A 15194-nucleotide genomic window follows, 5' to 3' on the forward strand; every position below is an offset into this window, starting at 1 on the left:
CAACCACCGACGCCCGCCAGGCCGGAGGCCTGAATCCGCCAGAGCTCAGCTGAGACGGCCGGCCGGACCACCCGCCCCCCTCCACGCGAACCAAGCCGAACCAAACAAACCCGACGAACAAGCCAACCCGGCGAACCAAAAGAGCCAAAAGAGCCAAGAGGCCCAAGAGGTCCAAGAGGCCCAAGAGGACCAACCGAACAGCACAACCCCTCCGACCTCCTCGGACGAGGGACCGTTCGTGAACGCCTCCGTTCAGTCGCGTCGCGCCGGGGGAGGCAGCGGGCCGACGGGCACGACCAGTGGGGTGCCGGTCACCGGGTCCTCGATGACCTTGGCGGCCAGGTCGAAGACCTCCGCCAGGAGTCCCTCGGTGAGGACGTCGCCGGGAGGCCCGGCGGCGACGACCTCGCCGCCGCGCATGGCGACCAGGTGGTCGGTGTAGCGCGCGGCGAGGTTGAGGTCGTGCAGGACCATCACCACGGTGCGGCCGAGCTCGCTGTGGAGCCGCCGGACGAGCTCCAGGACCTCGATCTGGTGGGCCAGGTCGAGGAAGGTCGTCGGCTCGTCGAGCAGCAGCAGGTCGGTGCCCTGGGCCAGGGCCATCGAGATCCAGGCGCGCTGGCGCTGTCCGCCCGACAGCTCGTCCAGCGGGCGTTCGCCCAGGTCGAGCAGGCCGGTCATGGACAGGGCCTCGTTGACCGCCGACTCGTCTCCGGACGACCACTGCCGGTACCACGTCTGGTGCGGATGCCGTCCCCTGGCCACCAGGTCGGCCACGGTCAGCCCCTCGGGAGCCGTCGGGGCCTGCGGCAGCACTCCCAGGATCTTCGCCACCTCCCTGGTCGGCATCCTGTCGATGCGCTTGCCGTCCAGCAGCACCTCGCCGCCTGACGGCTTCAGCAGCCGTCCGAGGGCACGCAGCAGCGTGGACTTGCCGCATCCGTTCGGTCCGATGATCGTGGTCACCGTCCCGGCCTCGATCCCGAGATCGAGTCCGTCGACGATGACGCGGTCGCCGTAGCCAAGCTTGACGTCGACGGCTCGTAGCCTCAAGATCGTGCCTTTCTCCGTGCGCGGATGAGGAGATAGATCAGATACGGGGCGCCGAGGACCGCGGTGACCACGCCGACCGGCAGTTCGACGGGGCTGAACGCGGTCCGCGCGACCAGGTCGGCGGCGACGGTGAGGGCGGCGCCGGTGAGCGCGGAGACGACCAGCGGGGGCCGGGCCGCGCCGGTCAGGCGCAGCGCGACCTGCGGGGCGGCCAGGGCGACGAAGGCGATGGGACCCGCGGCGGCGGTCGCGACCGAGGCCAGCAGCACGGCGGCGAGGACCATCAGGCTTCTGACGAGGTTCGACCGCACGCCCAGGCCGGTCACGGTGTCGTCGCCGAAGCGCAGCGCGTCGAGGGAGCGGGCGCCGAGCAGGGCGGGAGGAACGAGCACGGCGAGTCCGATGGCGACGGGGACCACGTGTTCCCATCCTCTGCCGTTCAGCGAACCGCTGATCCAGACCATGGCCCTGCCGCTGTCGTTGACGTCGCCGATGGTCAGCAGCCAGTACTTGACGTTGGTGAACACCGCGGAGACGCCGATGCCGACGAGCACGAGGCGGTAGCCGTCCAGGCCTCCGCGCCAGGCCAGCGTGTAGACCGCCAGTGCCCCGACCAGGCCGCCGATCAGGGACAGCAGGGGAATCCCGAGCGTGGCGAGCGTGCCGCCGGGGCCGCCCGCCGCGCTCGAGGTGGCCACGATGACCGCGACCACGCTCACGCTGGCTCCCGGGGTCACCCCGAGGACGTCCGGGCTGGCCAGCGGGTTTCTGGCGACCGCCTGGGTGACGGCCCCCGCAAGGGCGAGCGCCGCGCCGACGAGGACGCCGGTCAGCGCGCGGGGAAGCCTGAGCTCCATCACGACGAAGTGGTCGGGTCCGTCTCCCACGACGGCCCCGACCACCTGGGCCAGGCTCATCGGGATGTCGCCGATCCGCATGCCGAGAGCGGTCAGCAGCGCGGTGGCGGCCAGCAGGACCAGTGCCACGGCGGCGGAGCGGGGGCGCACCGTCCACGAGGCGGGGCCGATCCGCAGCGGCCGTTCGCGCACGCGGTGGTCACGTGCGTACGGCGTCGTGGCCTTTTCCTCGGAGGCGCTCACAGGCGTGGCCTTTTCCGCGGGGGCGCTCACAGGCCTGGCCTTTTCCGCGGGGGCGCTCACAGGCGCACCGGCTTTCTGCGGCGGACCAGCGCGACGAAGAAGGGCGCGCCGAGCAGGGCGAGCACCACCCCGACCTCCAGCTCGCCGGGGCGGGCGACCACTCTGCCGACCACGTCGGCCAGCAGCAGCGCGGCGGCTCCCGCGAGCCCCGAGTACGGCAGCAGCCAGCGGTGGTCGGGTCCGGAGAGCGGGCGGGTCAGGTGGGGGACCATCAGGCCGAGGAACGACAGCGAACCGCAGGCCGCGACCGAGGCGCCGCCGAGCAACGTGATCGCGGCGACGCCGACGGAGCGGGTCAGGGTGATGTTCTGGCCGAGGGCGCGTGCCACGTCCTCTCCGAGGGAGAGCGCGTTGAGCCCGGGGGCGTTGAACAGGGCGAGCAGCAGGCCCACGGCGACGAACGGGAGCACCTGCCACACGACCTCGCCGTCGCGGCCCGCGATCGAGCCCGCCTGCCAGAACCGGAAGACGTCCATCGCCCGCTGGTCCATGAGGACCAGGGCCGAGGTCAGCGCGTAGAGGAAGGCGCTGACCGCCGTCCCGGCCAGGGCCAGGGTCACCGGGGTCGGGCCGCCTCTGCCGCCCGCCATGCCGAGGGCGAAGACCCCGGCGCTCGCGACGAGGGCCCCGGCCATGCCGAACCAGATGTAGCCGTACAGGCTGGTGACGCCGAGCGCCATGATGCCGAACACCATGGCGAACGCCGCTCCCTGGGTGACGCCGAGCAGTCCTGGGTCGGCCAGCGGGTTGCGGGTGTGGCCCTGCATGAGCGCGCCCGCGACGCCGAGCGCGACCCCGGCCATGACGCCGACGGCGGTCCTGGGAATGCGCAGCGACCGGACGACGATGTCGTTCTCCGTTCCGGTCTGCGCGGTCAGCGCGTGCCACACGTCGCCGGGCGGGACCGGCTTCGCGCCGACCATGACGCTCAGCATGACCGCGACCGCGAGGATCGCGAACAGTCCGGCCAGGACGAGCAGTCTGCGCGAGTGGACCGTTCCGGCCCTGCCGGGGGCACGGGGTCGCGCGGTGGCCGCTGATGCGCTCACGCGCCGCTCCTCTCGTTCGCCGGACCGGGAAGCGGTCCGCCGTCCGTCTGACGCCACCTGACGCCACCTGACGCCATCTGCCGACACCTGCCGACACTGCCTGCCCGGCGCCGCCCGACTGTCCGGGACGGTGTTTGCCGGATCCTGGATGAGTATGCCAGTTTAGGCATGCCTAATCTAATTTAGGTTTGCCTTTCCTTTGAGGAGTGACTGATGAGAGCGTTGCGTGCGCTGACCGTGGGAGTGGCGGGAGCCGTACTGTCCGCGGGGCTGGCCGCCTGTGGATCCAGCGCCCCGAGCACGACGGCCGACGCCGGCGCGACGCCCGCTCCGGCGGCGAGCGGCACGGCGGCGTTCCCCCGCACGATCAAGCACGCCATGGGGGAGACCGTGATCCCCGCGGCGCCGATCCGGGTCGTCGCCCTCGACCAGAGCTTCGTCGACGCGGTGCTCACCCTGGACACCGACGTCGTCGGGTTCACCACCTACCGGGCGATCGACGACAAGCTCCCCGACTACCTGACCTCGGTCCTGGACAACGCCAAGGAGGCGAAGTCCGTCGGCACCCTCGAGCAGCCGAGCCTGGAGCAGATCATCGCGCTCAAGCCCGATCTGATCGTCTCGGCGAAGGTCCGTCACGAGGCGCTGTACGACAAGCTGTCGAAGATCGCGCCGACGGTGTTCAGCGAGACCACCGGTGCGATCTGGAAGGAGAACCTCAGGCTCATGGGGCAGACCCTGGGCAAGGAGGACCTCGCCGAGCAGCGGCTCAAGGCCTACCAGGACCGCGCGGCCACGATCGGCGAGTCCGTCAAGAAGAAGGAGGGCGACCTGCCGACCGTCTCGGTCGTCCGCTTCGCCGGGGAGCCGACCGTGCGGCTCTACGTGGAGAACTCCTACTCCGGGCTGGTGCTGAAGGACGTAGGTTTCCCGCGTCCGAAGGACCAGCCGACCACGACCGAGACCATCGCGGTCGACATCAGCCAGGAGAACATCTCCCAGCTCGACGCCGACCACATCTTCGTCGCGGCCTATCCCGACCCGACGGTCGAGCCGATCAAGAAGAAGTTCGAGGCCAACCCGCTCTGGGGCAAGCTGAAGGGCGCCAAGCACGACGTCAGCGACGTCACCTGGATGAGCGCCGTCGGCATCCAGGGCGCCCACGCCATCCTCGACGACCTCGCCACGACCTTCGGGGTCGACCCCGCCAAGACGGCCTGACGCGGGCGCAGGACGTCGTCCCCGGTCACGGGCGGGCCCGCTTCGGGCCCGCCCGCCCGGCGTTTCAGAGCCTCGACGTCCTGGAATTCAGAGTCCTCGCCCGCCCGTCCTGGGGCCGAGGCGGGGAGCCTGCCGGGGTTCAGGACTCGGTCAGGAAGGACCTGAGCTCCTCGAGGTGAGGCGCGATGTCCAGGCCGCGCTCCGCCAGCCAGGCGTCGTCGCCGTAGGTGCAGCGGTAGCGCTCGCCGCCGTCGCAGATCAGGGTGACCACGCTGCCCCGCTCGCCTGCCTCGCGCATCTCCCGCAGGATCTGCACGGCCGCCGCCACATTGGTGCCGGTGGAGCCGCCGACGTCGCGCCCTGTGACCTCGCGGACCCAGCGCATGGCCGCGATGGATCGGGCGTCGGGGACCTGGATCATCCTGTCGATCACGGTGGGCATGAAGGACGGCTCGACCCTGGGCCTGCCGATCCCCTCGATGCGGGAGCCGGGGGCGGTGGTCGCGGCGTCGCCGGTGCGCCAGGAGGGGTAGAAGGCGGATCCCTCGGGGTCGACCACGGCCAGGCGGGTGAGGTGCCGCCGGTAGCGGATGTAGCGGCCGATGGTCGAGGAGGTGCCGCCGGTCCCCGCGCCGACCACGATCCAGGAGGGCTCCGGATGGGGCTCCATCTCCATCTGCTGGAAGATGCTCTCGGCGATGTTGTTGTTGCCGCGCCAGTCGGTTGCCCGCTCGGCGTAGGTGAACTGGTCCATGAAGTGGCCGCCGGTCTCGGCCGCGAGGCGGTGGGACTCCTCGTAGATCGTTCCGGGGTCGCGGACGAGGTGGCACTTGCCGCCGTAGAACTCGATCAGGGCGATCTTCTCGGGGGAGGTCGAGGAGGGCATCACCGCGATGAACGGCAGGCCGACAAGCCGGGCGAAGTAGGCCTCGCTCACCGCCGTCGAGCCGCTTGAGGCCTCGACGACCGTGGTGGAGGGGCCGATCCAGCCGTTCGCCAGGCCGTACAGGAAAAGGGAACGTGCCAACCGGTGCTTGAGTGAACCGGTGGGGTGGACCGACTCGTCTTTCAAGTAGAGGTTTACCCCCCACTGCGCGGGAAGCGGAAAGACGTGGAGATGAGTGTCGCAGCTTCGATGGGCGTCGGCCTCGACTCGGCGGATGGCTTCGGCCACCCAGGCGCGGGTGTTCGGGTCGTGCCTGTCCACGTGTTCCATGCGTCCAAAACTACCGCGAACTGGGGTTATGTGATGATGGACACAACCTCTGTCATTTTTGGAGGGGGATGTTACGATAATGAGACTTGTCTGGCTGTAGGGCGTGTCGTGTCCGTCCTCGAAGCAGCCACCGATCAACCTCCTGACCAGGCGGAACGGCTCTTAACGGCCCGCTTACAAGCCGACTGCGAGCATGCAACAAGCCGTCAGAAGGGGTGTGTCGTACCTGTGCCGGACGGTAGCGGGGGGAATCAGTACAAGGGGGAAGAACACGTGATCACGATGACCGAAGAGCAGCGCCAGGACTGGTTCGAGCGCGACGTCGTTCCGGTCACCAACCAGCTCTACGCGTCCGCGATGCGTTTGACCCGCAACTCCGCCGATGCAGAGGATCTCGTACAGGAGACGGTGGCCAAGGCCTTCACCTCCTACCACCAGTTCCGGGAGGGCACCAACCTCAAGGCGTGGCTGCACCGGATCCTCACCAACAACTTCATCAACGACTACCGCAAGAAGCAGCGCTCGCCCAAGCTCTCGGCGACCGAGGAGATCGAGGACTGGCAGCTCGCCGCCGCCGAGTCCCACATGTCCTCAGGGCTCAAGTCCGCCGAGACCGAGGCGCTCGAGCAGCTGCCGGACAGCGCCGTGATGAACGCCCTGCGCGCCCTGCCCGAGGACTTCCGGGTCGCCGTCTACCTGGCCGACGTCGAGGGCTTCGCCTACAAGGAGATCGCCGAGCGCATGGGCACGCCCATCGGCACGGTCATGTCGCGTCTGCACCGTGGTCGTCGCCAGCTCAGGACGATGCTGGAGGACTACGCCCGCGAGGAGGGCGCGCTCCGGCTGCCCGAGCAGCGCCAGGCCGCCTGACAGCCCGTTTCCGGGTCCGCTCCACCCCGCGGGCGGGCATCCCGGAAACCGTCGCGCTCAGGCCGCGGCTATCAACGCCACGGCCGCGAGGGTGAAGCCGATTCCCGTCACCTGTACGGCGTTGAGCCGTTCCTTCAGGACGTATCTGGCCAGCAGCAGGGTGCTCGCCGGATAGAGGGAGACCAGGACGCCGACGAGGCTCAGCAGGCCGCGCTGCTGGGCGAGCACGAACAGCACGTTGGCCGCCATGTCGAGGGCTCCGGCCGTCACGATGATCCGCAGCGCGCCGTGCCCGGGACGCAGCGTGCGGCGGGTGACGAGAGCCAGCAGGGCGATCAGGCCGATCGAGGACAGCCGCGCGCCGAACAGCGGCCACATCCCCGCCCCCTCGGGGGCCTGCGCGAGCAGGACGAAGAAGCCGCCGAAGCCCGCGCCTCCGGCGAGTGAGGCCAGGAGCGACCCGCGTCCCCGTCCCGCCGTCGCGGCCGAGGAGTCGCGGCTCACCAGCACCACCGCGACCAGCGCGAGCGCGACGCCGGCCAGCGCCGTCGTCTCCGGGCGCTCCCCGGTGGCCAGGCCGAACAGCACCGGCAGCGCGGCCGAGGTGGTCGCGGTCGTCGGGGCCACCACGGACATCACGCCGGTGGCCAGCGCGCGGTAGAACAGCACCAGCCCGGCGGCTCCCGAGACCCCGGCCGCCATGCCCCAGGCGAGCGCCTGCGCGGTCGGAGCGCCGGGCAGGAACGGCAGCAGCGCGACCACCAGGGCCAGTCCGGCCGTCTGGGAGAGCACGACGACGGCCAGCACGCGTGAGCGCCGGGTGGCCAGACCTCCGAAGAAGTCGGCCGTGCCGTACACCACAGCGCAGAGCGTGGCCAGCGTCACAGCGATCACTTCTCACTCCGGTTCAATGGATTGAACTTTTAGTACAAGATATAGAGAACAATATAGTGCACGATGTGTTCACTACACTGAACTCATGGATCCTGAGACGATCACCGCGGCGGTCGCGAACAACGTGCGGGCCCAGCGGGCGCACCGGCAGATGACGCTCGACGAGCTCGCCGCCCGTTCCGGGGTGAGCCGGGGCATGCTCGTCCAGGTCGAGCAGGGGCGGACCAACCCCAGCATCACCACGCTCACCCGCATCGCCGACGCCCTCGGCGTGACGGTCGCGCGGATCGTCGAGGTGTCCGACACCCCCGTGGTGCGGGTGGTCAGCGCCCGCGACGTCGTCACCTTCCCGCACGGGACGGCGAGCTCGGCCAGGCTGCTGGTCGGCACGGACGCGCCGTCGATCCTCGAGCTGTGGGACTGGCGCCTGGCCCCCGGCGAGCACCACGACGGCGACGCGCACCCGCCGGGCACCCGGGAGATGCTGACCGTCCTCGAGGGGGAGCTGACCCTCTCGGTGTACGGCGGAAGCCATGTCATCGGCGTCGACGACGCCGTCGTGTTCAGCGCCGACCGGCCGCACAAGTACGCCAACCGGGGGGAGGTCCCGCTCCGTTTCGTGATGGTCGTAACGGAACCTCGTGAGACGCCTGACCAATAGTGGGGAACAGGTGTCGGCGAACACTTCGGAGCCGCATCATTACACTATGTCGCTTTCGGTGTCCCGTGCCGACGTGCTGAGCTCGTCGGCCGACGGGTGCGTGCCCCGGTCGTGCCGTCCGTCTCCCCGCATCGGAGGTGACGGGTGAACGAGGCGGCCGTGGCGGCGGAGGCGATAGACAGGCTCAGGGCCGAGCTGGTGGGGCTCGGCGTCACCGGTGTCTACGAGGTCGGCGACGACGGCACCCTGTCGGTGTGGATCGGGCTCGTCGTCCGCTTCCGCGACGGGTTCTACCGGTGGCAGGAGGGGCGGGTGAAACGGCGTCACCTGGCCACGGATCCCGGAGGGTGCGCCGTTCGCGTGGCGCGTCGCTACGTGGAGCTCCAGGCTGACGTCCCGACCTGGTGGGACGAGCTGGCCAGGACCCTGCGGGGAGACGTGGCCGAGGACTACCCCTGAGGGGGTGAGGCCTCGAGACGCCGTCCGGTTCCGCGGGGCAGGGCTTCCGCGGCTGTCGGTGACGGGTGGCACGATGGGCGGCATGGGTTTCAACGGCTTCCCCGACGAGGCGTTCGTGTTCTACGAGGGTCTGGAGGCGGACAACTCCAAGACCTACTGGGCCCGTCACAGGCAGGTCTACGAGGACATGGTCAAGGTCCCGATGACCGCGCTCGGCGAGGAGCTCGAGGCGGAGTTCGGGCGGGCGCACCTGTTCCGGCCCAACCGAGACGTCCGCTTCTCCAAGGACAAGTCGCCCTACAAGACACACCAGGGCGCCTACGTCGCGACCGGCGAGGCCATCGGCTACTACGTCCAGCTCGACGCCGCCGGGCTCCACGTCGGGGCGGGCCTCTACGCCGCGCAGGGGGAGCAACTGGCCCGTTACCGCCAGGCGGTCGACGAGGAGATCAGCGGCGTGCCGCTGGAGAAGATCGTGACCGAGACGCGCCTGGCGGGCTACGAGATCGGAGGCGACCGTCTCAAGACGCGGCCGAGGGGCGTTCCCGAGGACCATCCCCGCCTCGACCTGCTGCGCCACAGGTCCCTGCACGCGAGCCGCCGCTTCGAGCCCGAGGCGTGGGTCCACACTCCCGAGGTCCTCGGCCGCGTGCGCGTCGTCTGGCGCGACCTCGTCCCGCTCGTCGAGTGGCTCACCGTCCACCTGCCGGCCGACTGAGTCCGGCGGCCTCCGGAGTTCCGGCACGCTCAGGGCACCGGATGCCCTCGGTTCGGTCTTTGTTCGTTTACGCCCGGCCCGGCTGACGCGGCTGCCCGCTGTTTTCCGCGCGTCGGCGCGGCGGCCGCGCGGCCCGGGCCTTGACAGCTCAGCCGGATTTCGGATAGTCCGGAAAGGTGGGTCCAGGCCATCGTGGCTCTGTGATGCCATCAACCGGAGAGCCAGACAAGGACGTCCTGCCCTTGGGGGCGCGGGGAGGTGCCTGTGGCAACCTACGAATACGCCTGTCAGGACTGTGGGCGATTCGACGTTCACCTTCCGATAGGGACCGCACCGCTGTCTCGTGGCTGCTCCGCATGCGGGCGCGACGCCCGTCGCGTCTTCTCCCCCCCGAGCTTCTCCCGGGTGCCCCCGGCGCTGTCCGCCGCGTTCGGTCGTGAGGAACGCAGTCGGGACGCGCCCGAGGTCGTCTCCGACGTGCCGCGCCGCAGAGCTCCCCGGCCACCTCATCCGGCACTGGCACGCCTGCCCCGGCCATGAACGGGCGGGCGCGCGGGAGACGCGGGCGGGGACGCGCGTGAGCGCGTGAGCAACAGAACACGGAACAACACGTCCGCGTAGGGCCCGAGCCCGGGACGCCCGTCGCCCATGGGGGCGGGGGCCGGACGCGGCGCGGCCGCGTGGCCGGAAGACGTGGGCCGTGCCGCCGGACGGCGCGCGGACACGCGACTGGGAACCGCCCATCACGGACACTTAGGGGGTGTGTCACCGATGGGAGTCGTTGGACTGCTTTACGTCGGTGCGGTGCTTTTCATCAACGGGATGATGCTGCTGGGGAAGATCGATCCACGGGCCGCAGGCATCTTCAACCTCTTCGTCGGGGCGCTGCAGGTGATCACGCCGACTGTCCTGATCATCCTCGGGGGCAACGACCCGTTGACGATCCTTGGCGCGTCGGGGATCTTCCTGTTCGGCTTCACCTACCTCTACGTGGGCATCGGCCTGCTCGGTGGGTTCGACACCACGGGGGTCGGTTACTTCTCGCTGTTCGTGGCCATCATGGCGCTCGGCTTCTCGTTCGCCAACTTCCGGCTTCTCAACGACAAGCCGTTCGGCGTCATCTGGCTCTACTGGTCGTTCCTGTGGCTGTTGTTCTTCCTGCTGCTGGGGCTGAAGCACGGACACCTGACGGCCTACACGGGCTGGGTGACGGCGATCGAGGGGTGGGTCACCGCGGCCATCCCGTCGTTCTTCCTGCTCACCGGTTACTGGCAGCGCTGGAACCAGAACCTCCTCGCCACGCTCCTCGCCGTGTTCGGCGTGGTGGTGTTCGGCGGGCTGTGGGTGCTGATGAGAAAGCGGGGCGAGCTGCCCAGCAGGGCAGGTCCCCGGGGCGGCGAGACGATCGCCGCGCACTAGGCCGCCCGTCGGGCCCGTCGCCGGCGACCACGGGGCGGGAGCGGCGAGAGCGGCCCGTAAGAGGGGCGCGAGAGGTTCGCGCGCGGGCGCGAAAGCGCCGAAGGGGGTGATGCGACCTGCGGATGTCCGGTCGTCGGGAGTGTGCCGAGGAGAAGACGAGAAGAGGGAGTCATCATGCCGAAAGTCGTGTTCAGCGTGGACCAGTCGAAGTCAATGCGCGATCAACAAGTACCGGGTCACAACCGATGGCACCCGGACATACCGGTAGCCGCCATGGTCCGGCCGGGAGACGTGTTCCGCGTCGAGTGCCGCGAGTGGACCGACGCCCAGTTGCACAACAACGACTCGTCCAACGACGTGCGGGACGTCGACCTGACCCTCGCGCACATGTTGAGCGGTCCCATCGGGGTCGAGGGAGCCGAGCCCGGAGACCTCCTGGTGGTCGACGTCCTGGACCTCGGCCCGGTCCCTCAGGAGACCGGTGAGGCGCCGGGGCAGGGATGGGGCTACACCGGCATATTCGCCAAGGTGAACGGTGGCGGCTTCCTGACCGACTACTTCCCCGACGCCTACAAGGCGATCTGGGATTTCAACGGTATATACGCGACGTCTCGCCACCTGCCCGGCATCAGATACGCCGGAATCACCCACCCTGGCCTGTTCGGCACGGCGCCGTCGGCGGAACTGCTCGCGAGCTGGAACCAGCGGGAGCAGGCGCTCATCGACACCGACCCCGACCGGGTCCCGGCGCTCGGTCTGCCGCCGCTCACCGACAACGCCCTCGGGGGAACGGCGACCGGCGAGGTGGCGGACCGGATCGCCCGTGAGGGAGCCCGTACCGTGCCCGCGCGGGAGAACGGTGGCAACCACGACATCAAGAACTTCACCCGGGGGGCGCGGGTCTTCTACCCCGTCCACGTGAAGGACGCCAAGCTCTCGGGAGGCGACCTGCACTTCAGCCAGGGTGACGGTGAGATCACCTTCTGCGGGGCGATCGAGATGGGTGGCTTCATCGACTTCCACGTGGACCTCATCAAGGGAGGCATGGAGAAGTACGGCGTCAGCACCAACCCCATCTTCATGCCCGGCAACGTCGAGCCGCGGTACTCGGAGTTCCTGTCGTTCATCGGCATCTCGGTCGACCACGACACGAACACGAACTACTACCTCGACGCGACGGTGGCCTACCGCAGGGCGTGCCTCAACGCCATCGAGTACCTCAAGAGGTGGGGCTACACCGGCGAGCAGGCCTACCTGCTCCTCGGCTCCGCTCCCATCGAAGGCCGGATCAGCGGGGTCGTCGACATCCCCAACGCGTGCTGCTCGCTCTACCTGCCCACGGCGATCTTCGACTTCGACGTGCGTCCGAACGCGGATGGGCCCGTCAAGCAGGATCGGGGACAGTGCGCGGTGACGTCCTGACCGATGAGCGCGAAAGGGGTGCCATGGCGCTCCTTTCGCAGGGAGGGTCCCCGGCGATGGGGCTGGGGACCCTCCACCTGCTCAGGTGGGACACCCGGCATGCCCGCGCGGTGTGCGCGGACTACTCGACGTGTCCGAACCATTGGGTCCGTTTGACGTGCTCGGACTGTTCGGTGGGTCCTCCGCCGAGGTCAGAGGCTTTCACACTGTCGAGGAAGGCCTTCCAGCCGGCGGGAGTGAAGTAGAGCACGGGACCCGAGGGGTCCTTGCTGTCACGGACGACATGGCGGGCCCCCTGCTTGTGCTCGGGTCTGGGTGAGGTGACGCCGAGTTCGGCGACCTCGACGCAGTCGCCCCCGTTGGGGCTGCTGAAACTCGACTTTCGCCACGGGAGATTGCTCAGGTCCATTTCTGCTCCGCCATTCTGTTGGTGCGGTCCCCCGGCGTGCCGGGCGGTAATTCCTGGACGCGGACAGCCTCAAATAGCCGCACTGCCCCCGAGGCCCCTTGGCGGTTCACCGATGATGAGGTCGCAAACGCCGTTTCGAACACGCTACATCGCTTCCGCTCTCCAGGACGGTGATACTGGCCCTTCCACCAGGTGTGCCGTGGCTCGGCCGCTCCTACTCGGCCGCTCCTAAAGGAGAGGCTTCAAGGAAAAACGTGAGGTGGGTAAGCGATCACTTCTGAAGGGGGCTCCGTGTTCTCCTGCGACACGAGGGGAAACACGATGAATCGGCCATTCGAATCGGTGTCGATTGGAAGGCCGTGAACCCGGTAATCGATGCGTCGCGCGGAGGCGGAATTCGCCCGCGGAGGCAGGGGTGGGATCCCCTGGAGGAGGGCGGGACCCGACCGGCGCAGCCGCTCACGCCTCCTGAGCCGGAACGGCGGAGGCTCCGGGCCGGGGAAACGGAAGAGGTTCCCCAGGCGGTGGGGCGAAGGCCGCCGTTCACGGGCCGCGAGCCGGGAAACGAGGCCCGCGAACCGGGAAACGAGGGCCTACGAACCAGGAAACGAGGCCCGCGAGCCGAAAAACGAGAAAGGGCGCCCGGCCGGAAGGCCGGGCGCCCTTTCTTCTGAGTTCCGCGGAGGCGGTGCTCCGAGGTCGGCTCGGGGTCAGCTGCCGCGCTTGGCGCGGGCGGCGCTCCTGCCGCGCGTGGCGGCGTCCAGGACGACCTTGCGGATGCGCACGTTCTCCGGCGTGATCTCCACGCACTCGTCCTCGCGGATGAACTCCAGCGCCTGCTCCAGCGAGAGCAGACGCGGCGGGATGACCTTCTCGGTCTCGTCCGCGGTCGAGGAGCGCATGTTGGTGAGCTTCTTCTCCTTGGTGATGTTCACGTCCATGTCGTCGGAGCGCGAGTTCTCACCGACGATCATGCCCTCGTAGACCTCGGTGGTCGGCGAGACGAACAGCACGCCGCGCTCCTGGAGGTTCAGCATGGCGAACGCGGTCACCGGGCCGGGACGGTCGGCGACCAGCGAGCCGTTGTTGCGGGTGCGCAGCTCGCCGAACCACGGCTCGTAGGTCTCGAAGACGTGGTGCACCAGGCCGGTGCCGCGGGTCTCGGTGAGGAACTCGGTCCTGAAGCCGATCAGGCCGCGGGCCGGGACCACGAACTCCATCCGGATCCAGCCGGTGCCGTGGTTGGTCATGTGCTCCATGCGCCCCTTGCGCACGGCCAGCAGCTGCGTCACCGCGCCGAGGTACTCCTCGGGGCAGTCGACGGTCAGCCGCTCGACCGGCTCGTGCACCTTGCCGTCGACGAGCTTGGTGACCACCTGGGGCTTGCCGACGGTCAGCTCGTAGCCCTCGCGGCGCATCTGCTCGACCAGGATGGCCAGCGCGAGTTCGCCACGGCCCTGGACCTCCCAGGCGTCGGGGCGGTCGGTCGGCAGGACGCGCAGCGACACGTTGCCGATGAGCTCCTTGTCGAGCCGGTCCTTGACCATGCGGGCGGTGACCTTGGAGCCCTTGACCTTGCCGACCAGCGGCGAGGTGTTGGTGCCGATGGTCATCGAGATCGCGGGCTCGTCCACCGTGATCAGCGGCAGCGGGCGCGGGTCCTCGGGGTCGGCCAGGGTCTCACCGATCATGATGTCCGGGATGCCGGCGATCGCGATGATGTCGCCGGGGCCCGCCGACTCGGCGGGCTTGCGCTCCAGCGCCTCGGTCATCAGCAGCTCGGTGATCTTCACCCGCTGGATGCTGCCGTCGGTGCGGCACCAGGCGACCTGCTGGCCCTTCTTGATGGTGCCCTGGTGGACGCGGCACAGCGCGATCCGGCCCAGGTAGGACGAGGCGTCGAGGTTGGTGACGTGCGCCTGCAGCGGGGCGGTCGGGTCGTAGGTCGGAGCCGGGATCGTCTCCTTGATGACCTGGAACAGCGGCTCGAGGTCCTCGGAGTCCGGCATGCCGCCGTCGGCGGGACGCTCCAGCGAGGCGCGCCCCGCCTTGGCCGAGGCGTAGACGATCGGGAAGTCGATCTGCTCCTCGGTGGCGTCCAGGTCCATGAAGAGCTCGTAGACCTCGTCCACGACCTCCTTGATGCGGGCGTCGGGACGGTCGACCTTGTTGATGCACAGGATGACCGGCATCTTGGCGGCGAACGCCTTGCGGAGCACGAAACGGGTCTGCGGCAGAGGCCCCTCGGAGGCGTCGACCAGCAGCACGACGCCGTCCACCATCGACAGGCCGCGCTCGACCTCGCCGCCGAAGTCGGCGTGGCCGGGGGTGTCGATGATGTTGAGGGTCATGTCGCCGTGCTTGACGGCGGTGTTCTTCGCGAGAATGGTGATGCCCTTCTCGCGCTCGAGGTCGTTGGAGTCCATGACACGGTCGTCGACATCCTGGTTTGCCCGGAACGCTCCGGACTGCCAGAGCATGGCATCCACGAGAGTGGTCTTGCCGTGGTCGACGTGCGCGATGATCGCGATGTTCCGCAGGTCATCGCGGCTGTTCAAAGGCATGATGGAGTCTCACTCTGTGATCGTGGAGGCTGGCCGCGGACCGTGCGGCCCCTCCATTTTAGTTGATCCGAACAATCGC

15 protein-coding genes are annotated in these 15194 nt (G+C 69.1%); 8 read left to right on the forward strand and 7 right to left on the reverse strand.

Features of this window, described 5'->3' with window-relative positions; all coding sequences use genetic code 11:
• Positions 1 to 252 precede the first annotated feature (252 nt).
• Genes PKF00_RS40785 through PKF00_RS40795 form a run of 3 tightly spaced genes read right to left on the reverse strand, consistent with a single transcriptional unit; the run spans position 253 to position 3262 of the window.
• Complete coding sequence (locus PKF00_RS40785; protein ID WP_271223128.1) at positions 253 to 1053, reverse strand: ABC transporter ATP-binding protein; 801 nt, start codon at positions 1051 to 1053, stop codon at positions 253 to 255.
• Positions 1050 to 2153: a FecCD family ABC transporter permease gene (locus PKF00_RS40790; RefSeq protein WP_271223129.1), complete on the reverse strand. Its 1104-nt coding sequence runs from the start codon at positions 2151 to 2153 to the stop codon at positions 1050 to 1052. Before PKF00_RS40790 ends, PKF00_RS40785 begins: the two co-directional genes overlap by 4 nt.
• 56 nt (positions 2154 to 2209) lie before the next feature.
• Positions 2210 to 3262, reverse strand: a complete 1053-nt coding sequence (locus PKF00_RS40795; protein WP_271223130.1) for a FecCD family ABC transporter permease — start codon at positions 3260 to 3262, stop codon at positions 2210 to 2212.
• Between the two features lie 213 nt (positions 3263 to 3475).
• Here PKF00_RS40795 and PKF00_RS40800 point away from each other — a divergent pair, with 213 nt between their 5' ends.
• Positions 3476 to 4483 (forward strand): ABC transporter substrate-binding protein, encoded by a 1008-nt coding sequence (locus tag PKF00_RS40800; protein WP_271223131.1) that lies wholly within the window; start codon positions 3476 to 3478, stop codon positions 4481 to 4483.
• A 139-nt stretch (positions 4484 to 4622) separates the two neighbouring features.
• On the opposite strand, the gene cds1 is transcribed toward PKF00_RS40800, so the two are convergent.
• Positions 4623 to 5699, reverse strand: a complete 1077-nt coding sequence (gene cds1, locus PKF00_RS40805; RefSeq protein ID WP_271223132.1) for an L-cysteine desulfhydrase Cds1 — start codon at positions 5697 to 5699, stop codon at positions 4623 to 4625.
• A 282-nt stretch (positions 5700 to 5981) separates the two neighbouring features.
• Here cds1 and PKF00_RS40810 point away from each other — a divergent pair, with 282 nt between their 5' ends.
• Positions 5982 to 6569: a sigma-70 family RNA polymerase sigma factor gene (locus tag PKF00_RS40810; protein WP_271223180.1), complete on the forward strand. Its 588-nt coding sequence runs from the start codon at positions 5982 to 5984 to the stop codon at positions 6567 to 6569.
• 57 nt (positions 6570 to 6626) lie between these two features.
• Here PKF00_RS40810 and PKF00_RS40815 read toward each other — a convergent pair whose 3' ends face one another.
• The gene (locus PKF00_RS40815; RefSeq protein WP_271223133.1) at positions 6627 to 7463 is read right to left on the reverse strand and encodes an EamA family transporter; all 837 of its coding nucleotides are present in this window, start codon (positions 7461 to 7463) and stop codon (positions 6627 to 6629) included.
• Positions 7464 to 7548: 85 nt separating this feature from the next.
• Between PKF00_RS40815 and PKF00_RS40820 the strand changes: the two genes are divergently transcribed.
• The 6 genes from PKF00_RS40820 (at position 7549) to fmdA (ending at position 12142) form a co-directional block, all read left to right on the forward strand.
• Positions 7549 to 8124, forward strand: a complete 576-nt coding sequence (locus PKF00_RS40820; protein WP_271223134.1) for a helix-turn-helix domain-containing protein — start codon at positions 7549 to 7551, stop codon at positions 8122 to 8124.
• Positions 8125 to 8268: 144 nt separating this feature from the next.
• Positions 8269 to 8583 carry a hypothetical protein gene (locus tag PKF00_RS40825; RefSeq protein ID WP_271223135.1) on the forward strand — a complete coding sequence of 105 codons (315 nt, stop codon included), beginning with the start codon at positions 8269 to 8271 and terminating at the stop codon, positions 8581 to 8583.
• An 82-nt stretch (positions 8584 to 8665) separates the two neighbouring features.
• Complete coding sequence (locus PKF00_RS40830; RefSeq protein ID WP_271223136.1) at positions 8666 to 9301, forward strand: DUF2461 domain-containing protein; 636 nt, start codon at positions 8666 to 8668, stop codon at positions 9299 to 9301.
• 264 nt (positions 9302 to 9565) lie between these two features.
• Positions 9566 to 9841, forward strand: a complete 276-nt coding sequence (locus tag PKF00_RS44790; RefSeq protein WP_369011198.1) for an FmdB family zinc ribbon protein — start codon at positions 9566 to 9568, stop codon at positions 9839 to 9841.
• A 231-nt stretch (positions 9842 to 10072) separates the two neighbouring features.
• Entirely contained in the window at positions 10073 to 10720 is a 648-nt protein-coding gene (locus PKF00_RS40835) for an AmiS/UreI family transporter (RefSeq protein WP_271223137.1), read from the forward strand.
• Positions 10721 to 10894: 174 nt separating this feature from the next.
• Entirely contained in the window at positions 10895 to 12142 is a 1248-nt protein-coding gene (gene fmdA, locus PKF00_RS40840) for a formamidase (RefSeq protein WP_271223138.1), read from the forward strand.
• A gap of 121 nt (positions 12143 to 12263) precedes the next feature.
• On the opposite strand, the gene PKF00_RS40845 is transcribed toward fmdA, so the two are convergent.
• Together PKF00_RS40845 and typA are read right to left on the reverse strand one after the other, a co-directional pair.
• Entirely contained in the window at positions 12264 to 12551 is a 288-nt protein-coding gene (locus tag PKF00_RS40845) for a DUF397 domain-containing protein (RefSeq protein WP_271223139.1), read from the reverse strand.
• Positions 12552 to 13261: 710 nt separating this feature from the next.
• Positions 13262 to 15115: a translational GTPase TypA gene (typA, locus tag PKF00_RS40850; RefSeq protein ID WP_271223140.1), complete on the reverse strand. Its 1854-nt coding sequence runs from the start codon at positions 15113 to 15115 to the stop codon at positions 13262 to 13264.
• Between the last annotated feature and the right edge of the window lie 79 nt (positions 15116 to 15194).

The sequence above is a fragment of the Streptosporangium carneum genome (assembly GCF_027922005.1).
GTDB classification, from domain to species: Bacteria; Actinomycetota; Actinomycetes; order Streptosporangiales; family Streptosporangiaceae; genus Streptosporangium; species Streptosporangium carneum.

Excerpts from the sequence above, each read along its gene's own strand:
- PKF00_RS40800 (WP_271223131.1), top strand. The coding sequence starts at position 3,476 with ATGAGAGCGTTGCGTGCGCTGACCGTGGGAGTGGCGGGAGCCGTACTG.
- cds1 (WP_271223132.1), bottom strand. The coding sequence starts at position 5,699 with ATGGAACACGTGGACAGGCACGACCCGAACACCCGCGCCTGGGTGGCC.
- PKF00_RS40810 (WP_271223180.1), top strand. The coding sequence starts at position 5,982 with ATGACCGAAGAGCAGCGCCAGGACTGGTTCGAGCGCGACGTCGTTCCG.
- PKF00_RS40820 (WP_271223134.1), top strand. The coding sequence starts at position 7,549 with ATGGATCCTGAGACGATCACCGCGGCGGTCGCGAACAACGTGCGGGCC.
- PKF00_RS40830 (WP_271223136.1), top strand. The coding sequence starts at position 8,666 with ATGGGTTTCAACGGCTTCCCCGACGAGGCGTTCGTGTTCTACGAGGGT.
- PKF00_RS40835 (WP_271223137.1), top strand. The coding sequence starts at position 10,073 with ATGGGAGTCGTTGGACTGCTTTACGTCGGTGCGGTGCTTTTCATCAAC.
- fmdA (WP_271223138.1), top strand. The coding sequence starts at position 10,895 with ATGCCGAAAGTCGTGTTCAGCGTGGACCAGTCGAAGTCAATGCGCGAT.
- PKF00_RS40845 (WP_271223139.1), bottom strand. The coding sequence starts at position 12,551 with ATGGACCTGAGCAATCTCCCGTGGCGAAAGTCGAGTTTCAGCAGCCCC.
- typA (WP_271223140.1), bottom strand. The coding sequence starts at position 15,115 with ATGCCTTTGAACAGCCGCGATGACCTGCGGAACATCGCGATCATCGCG.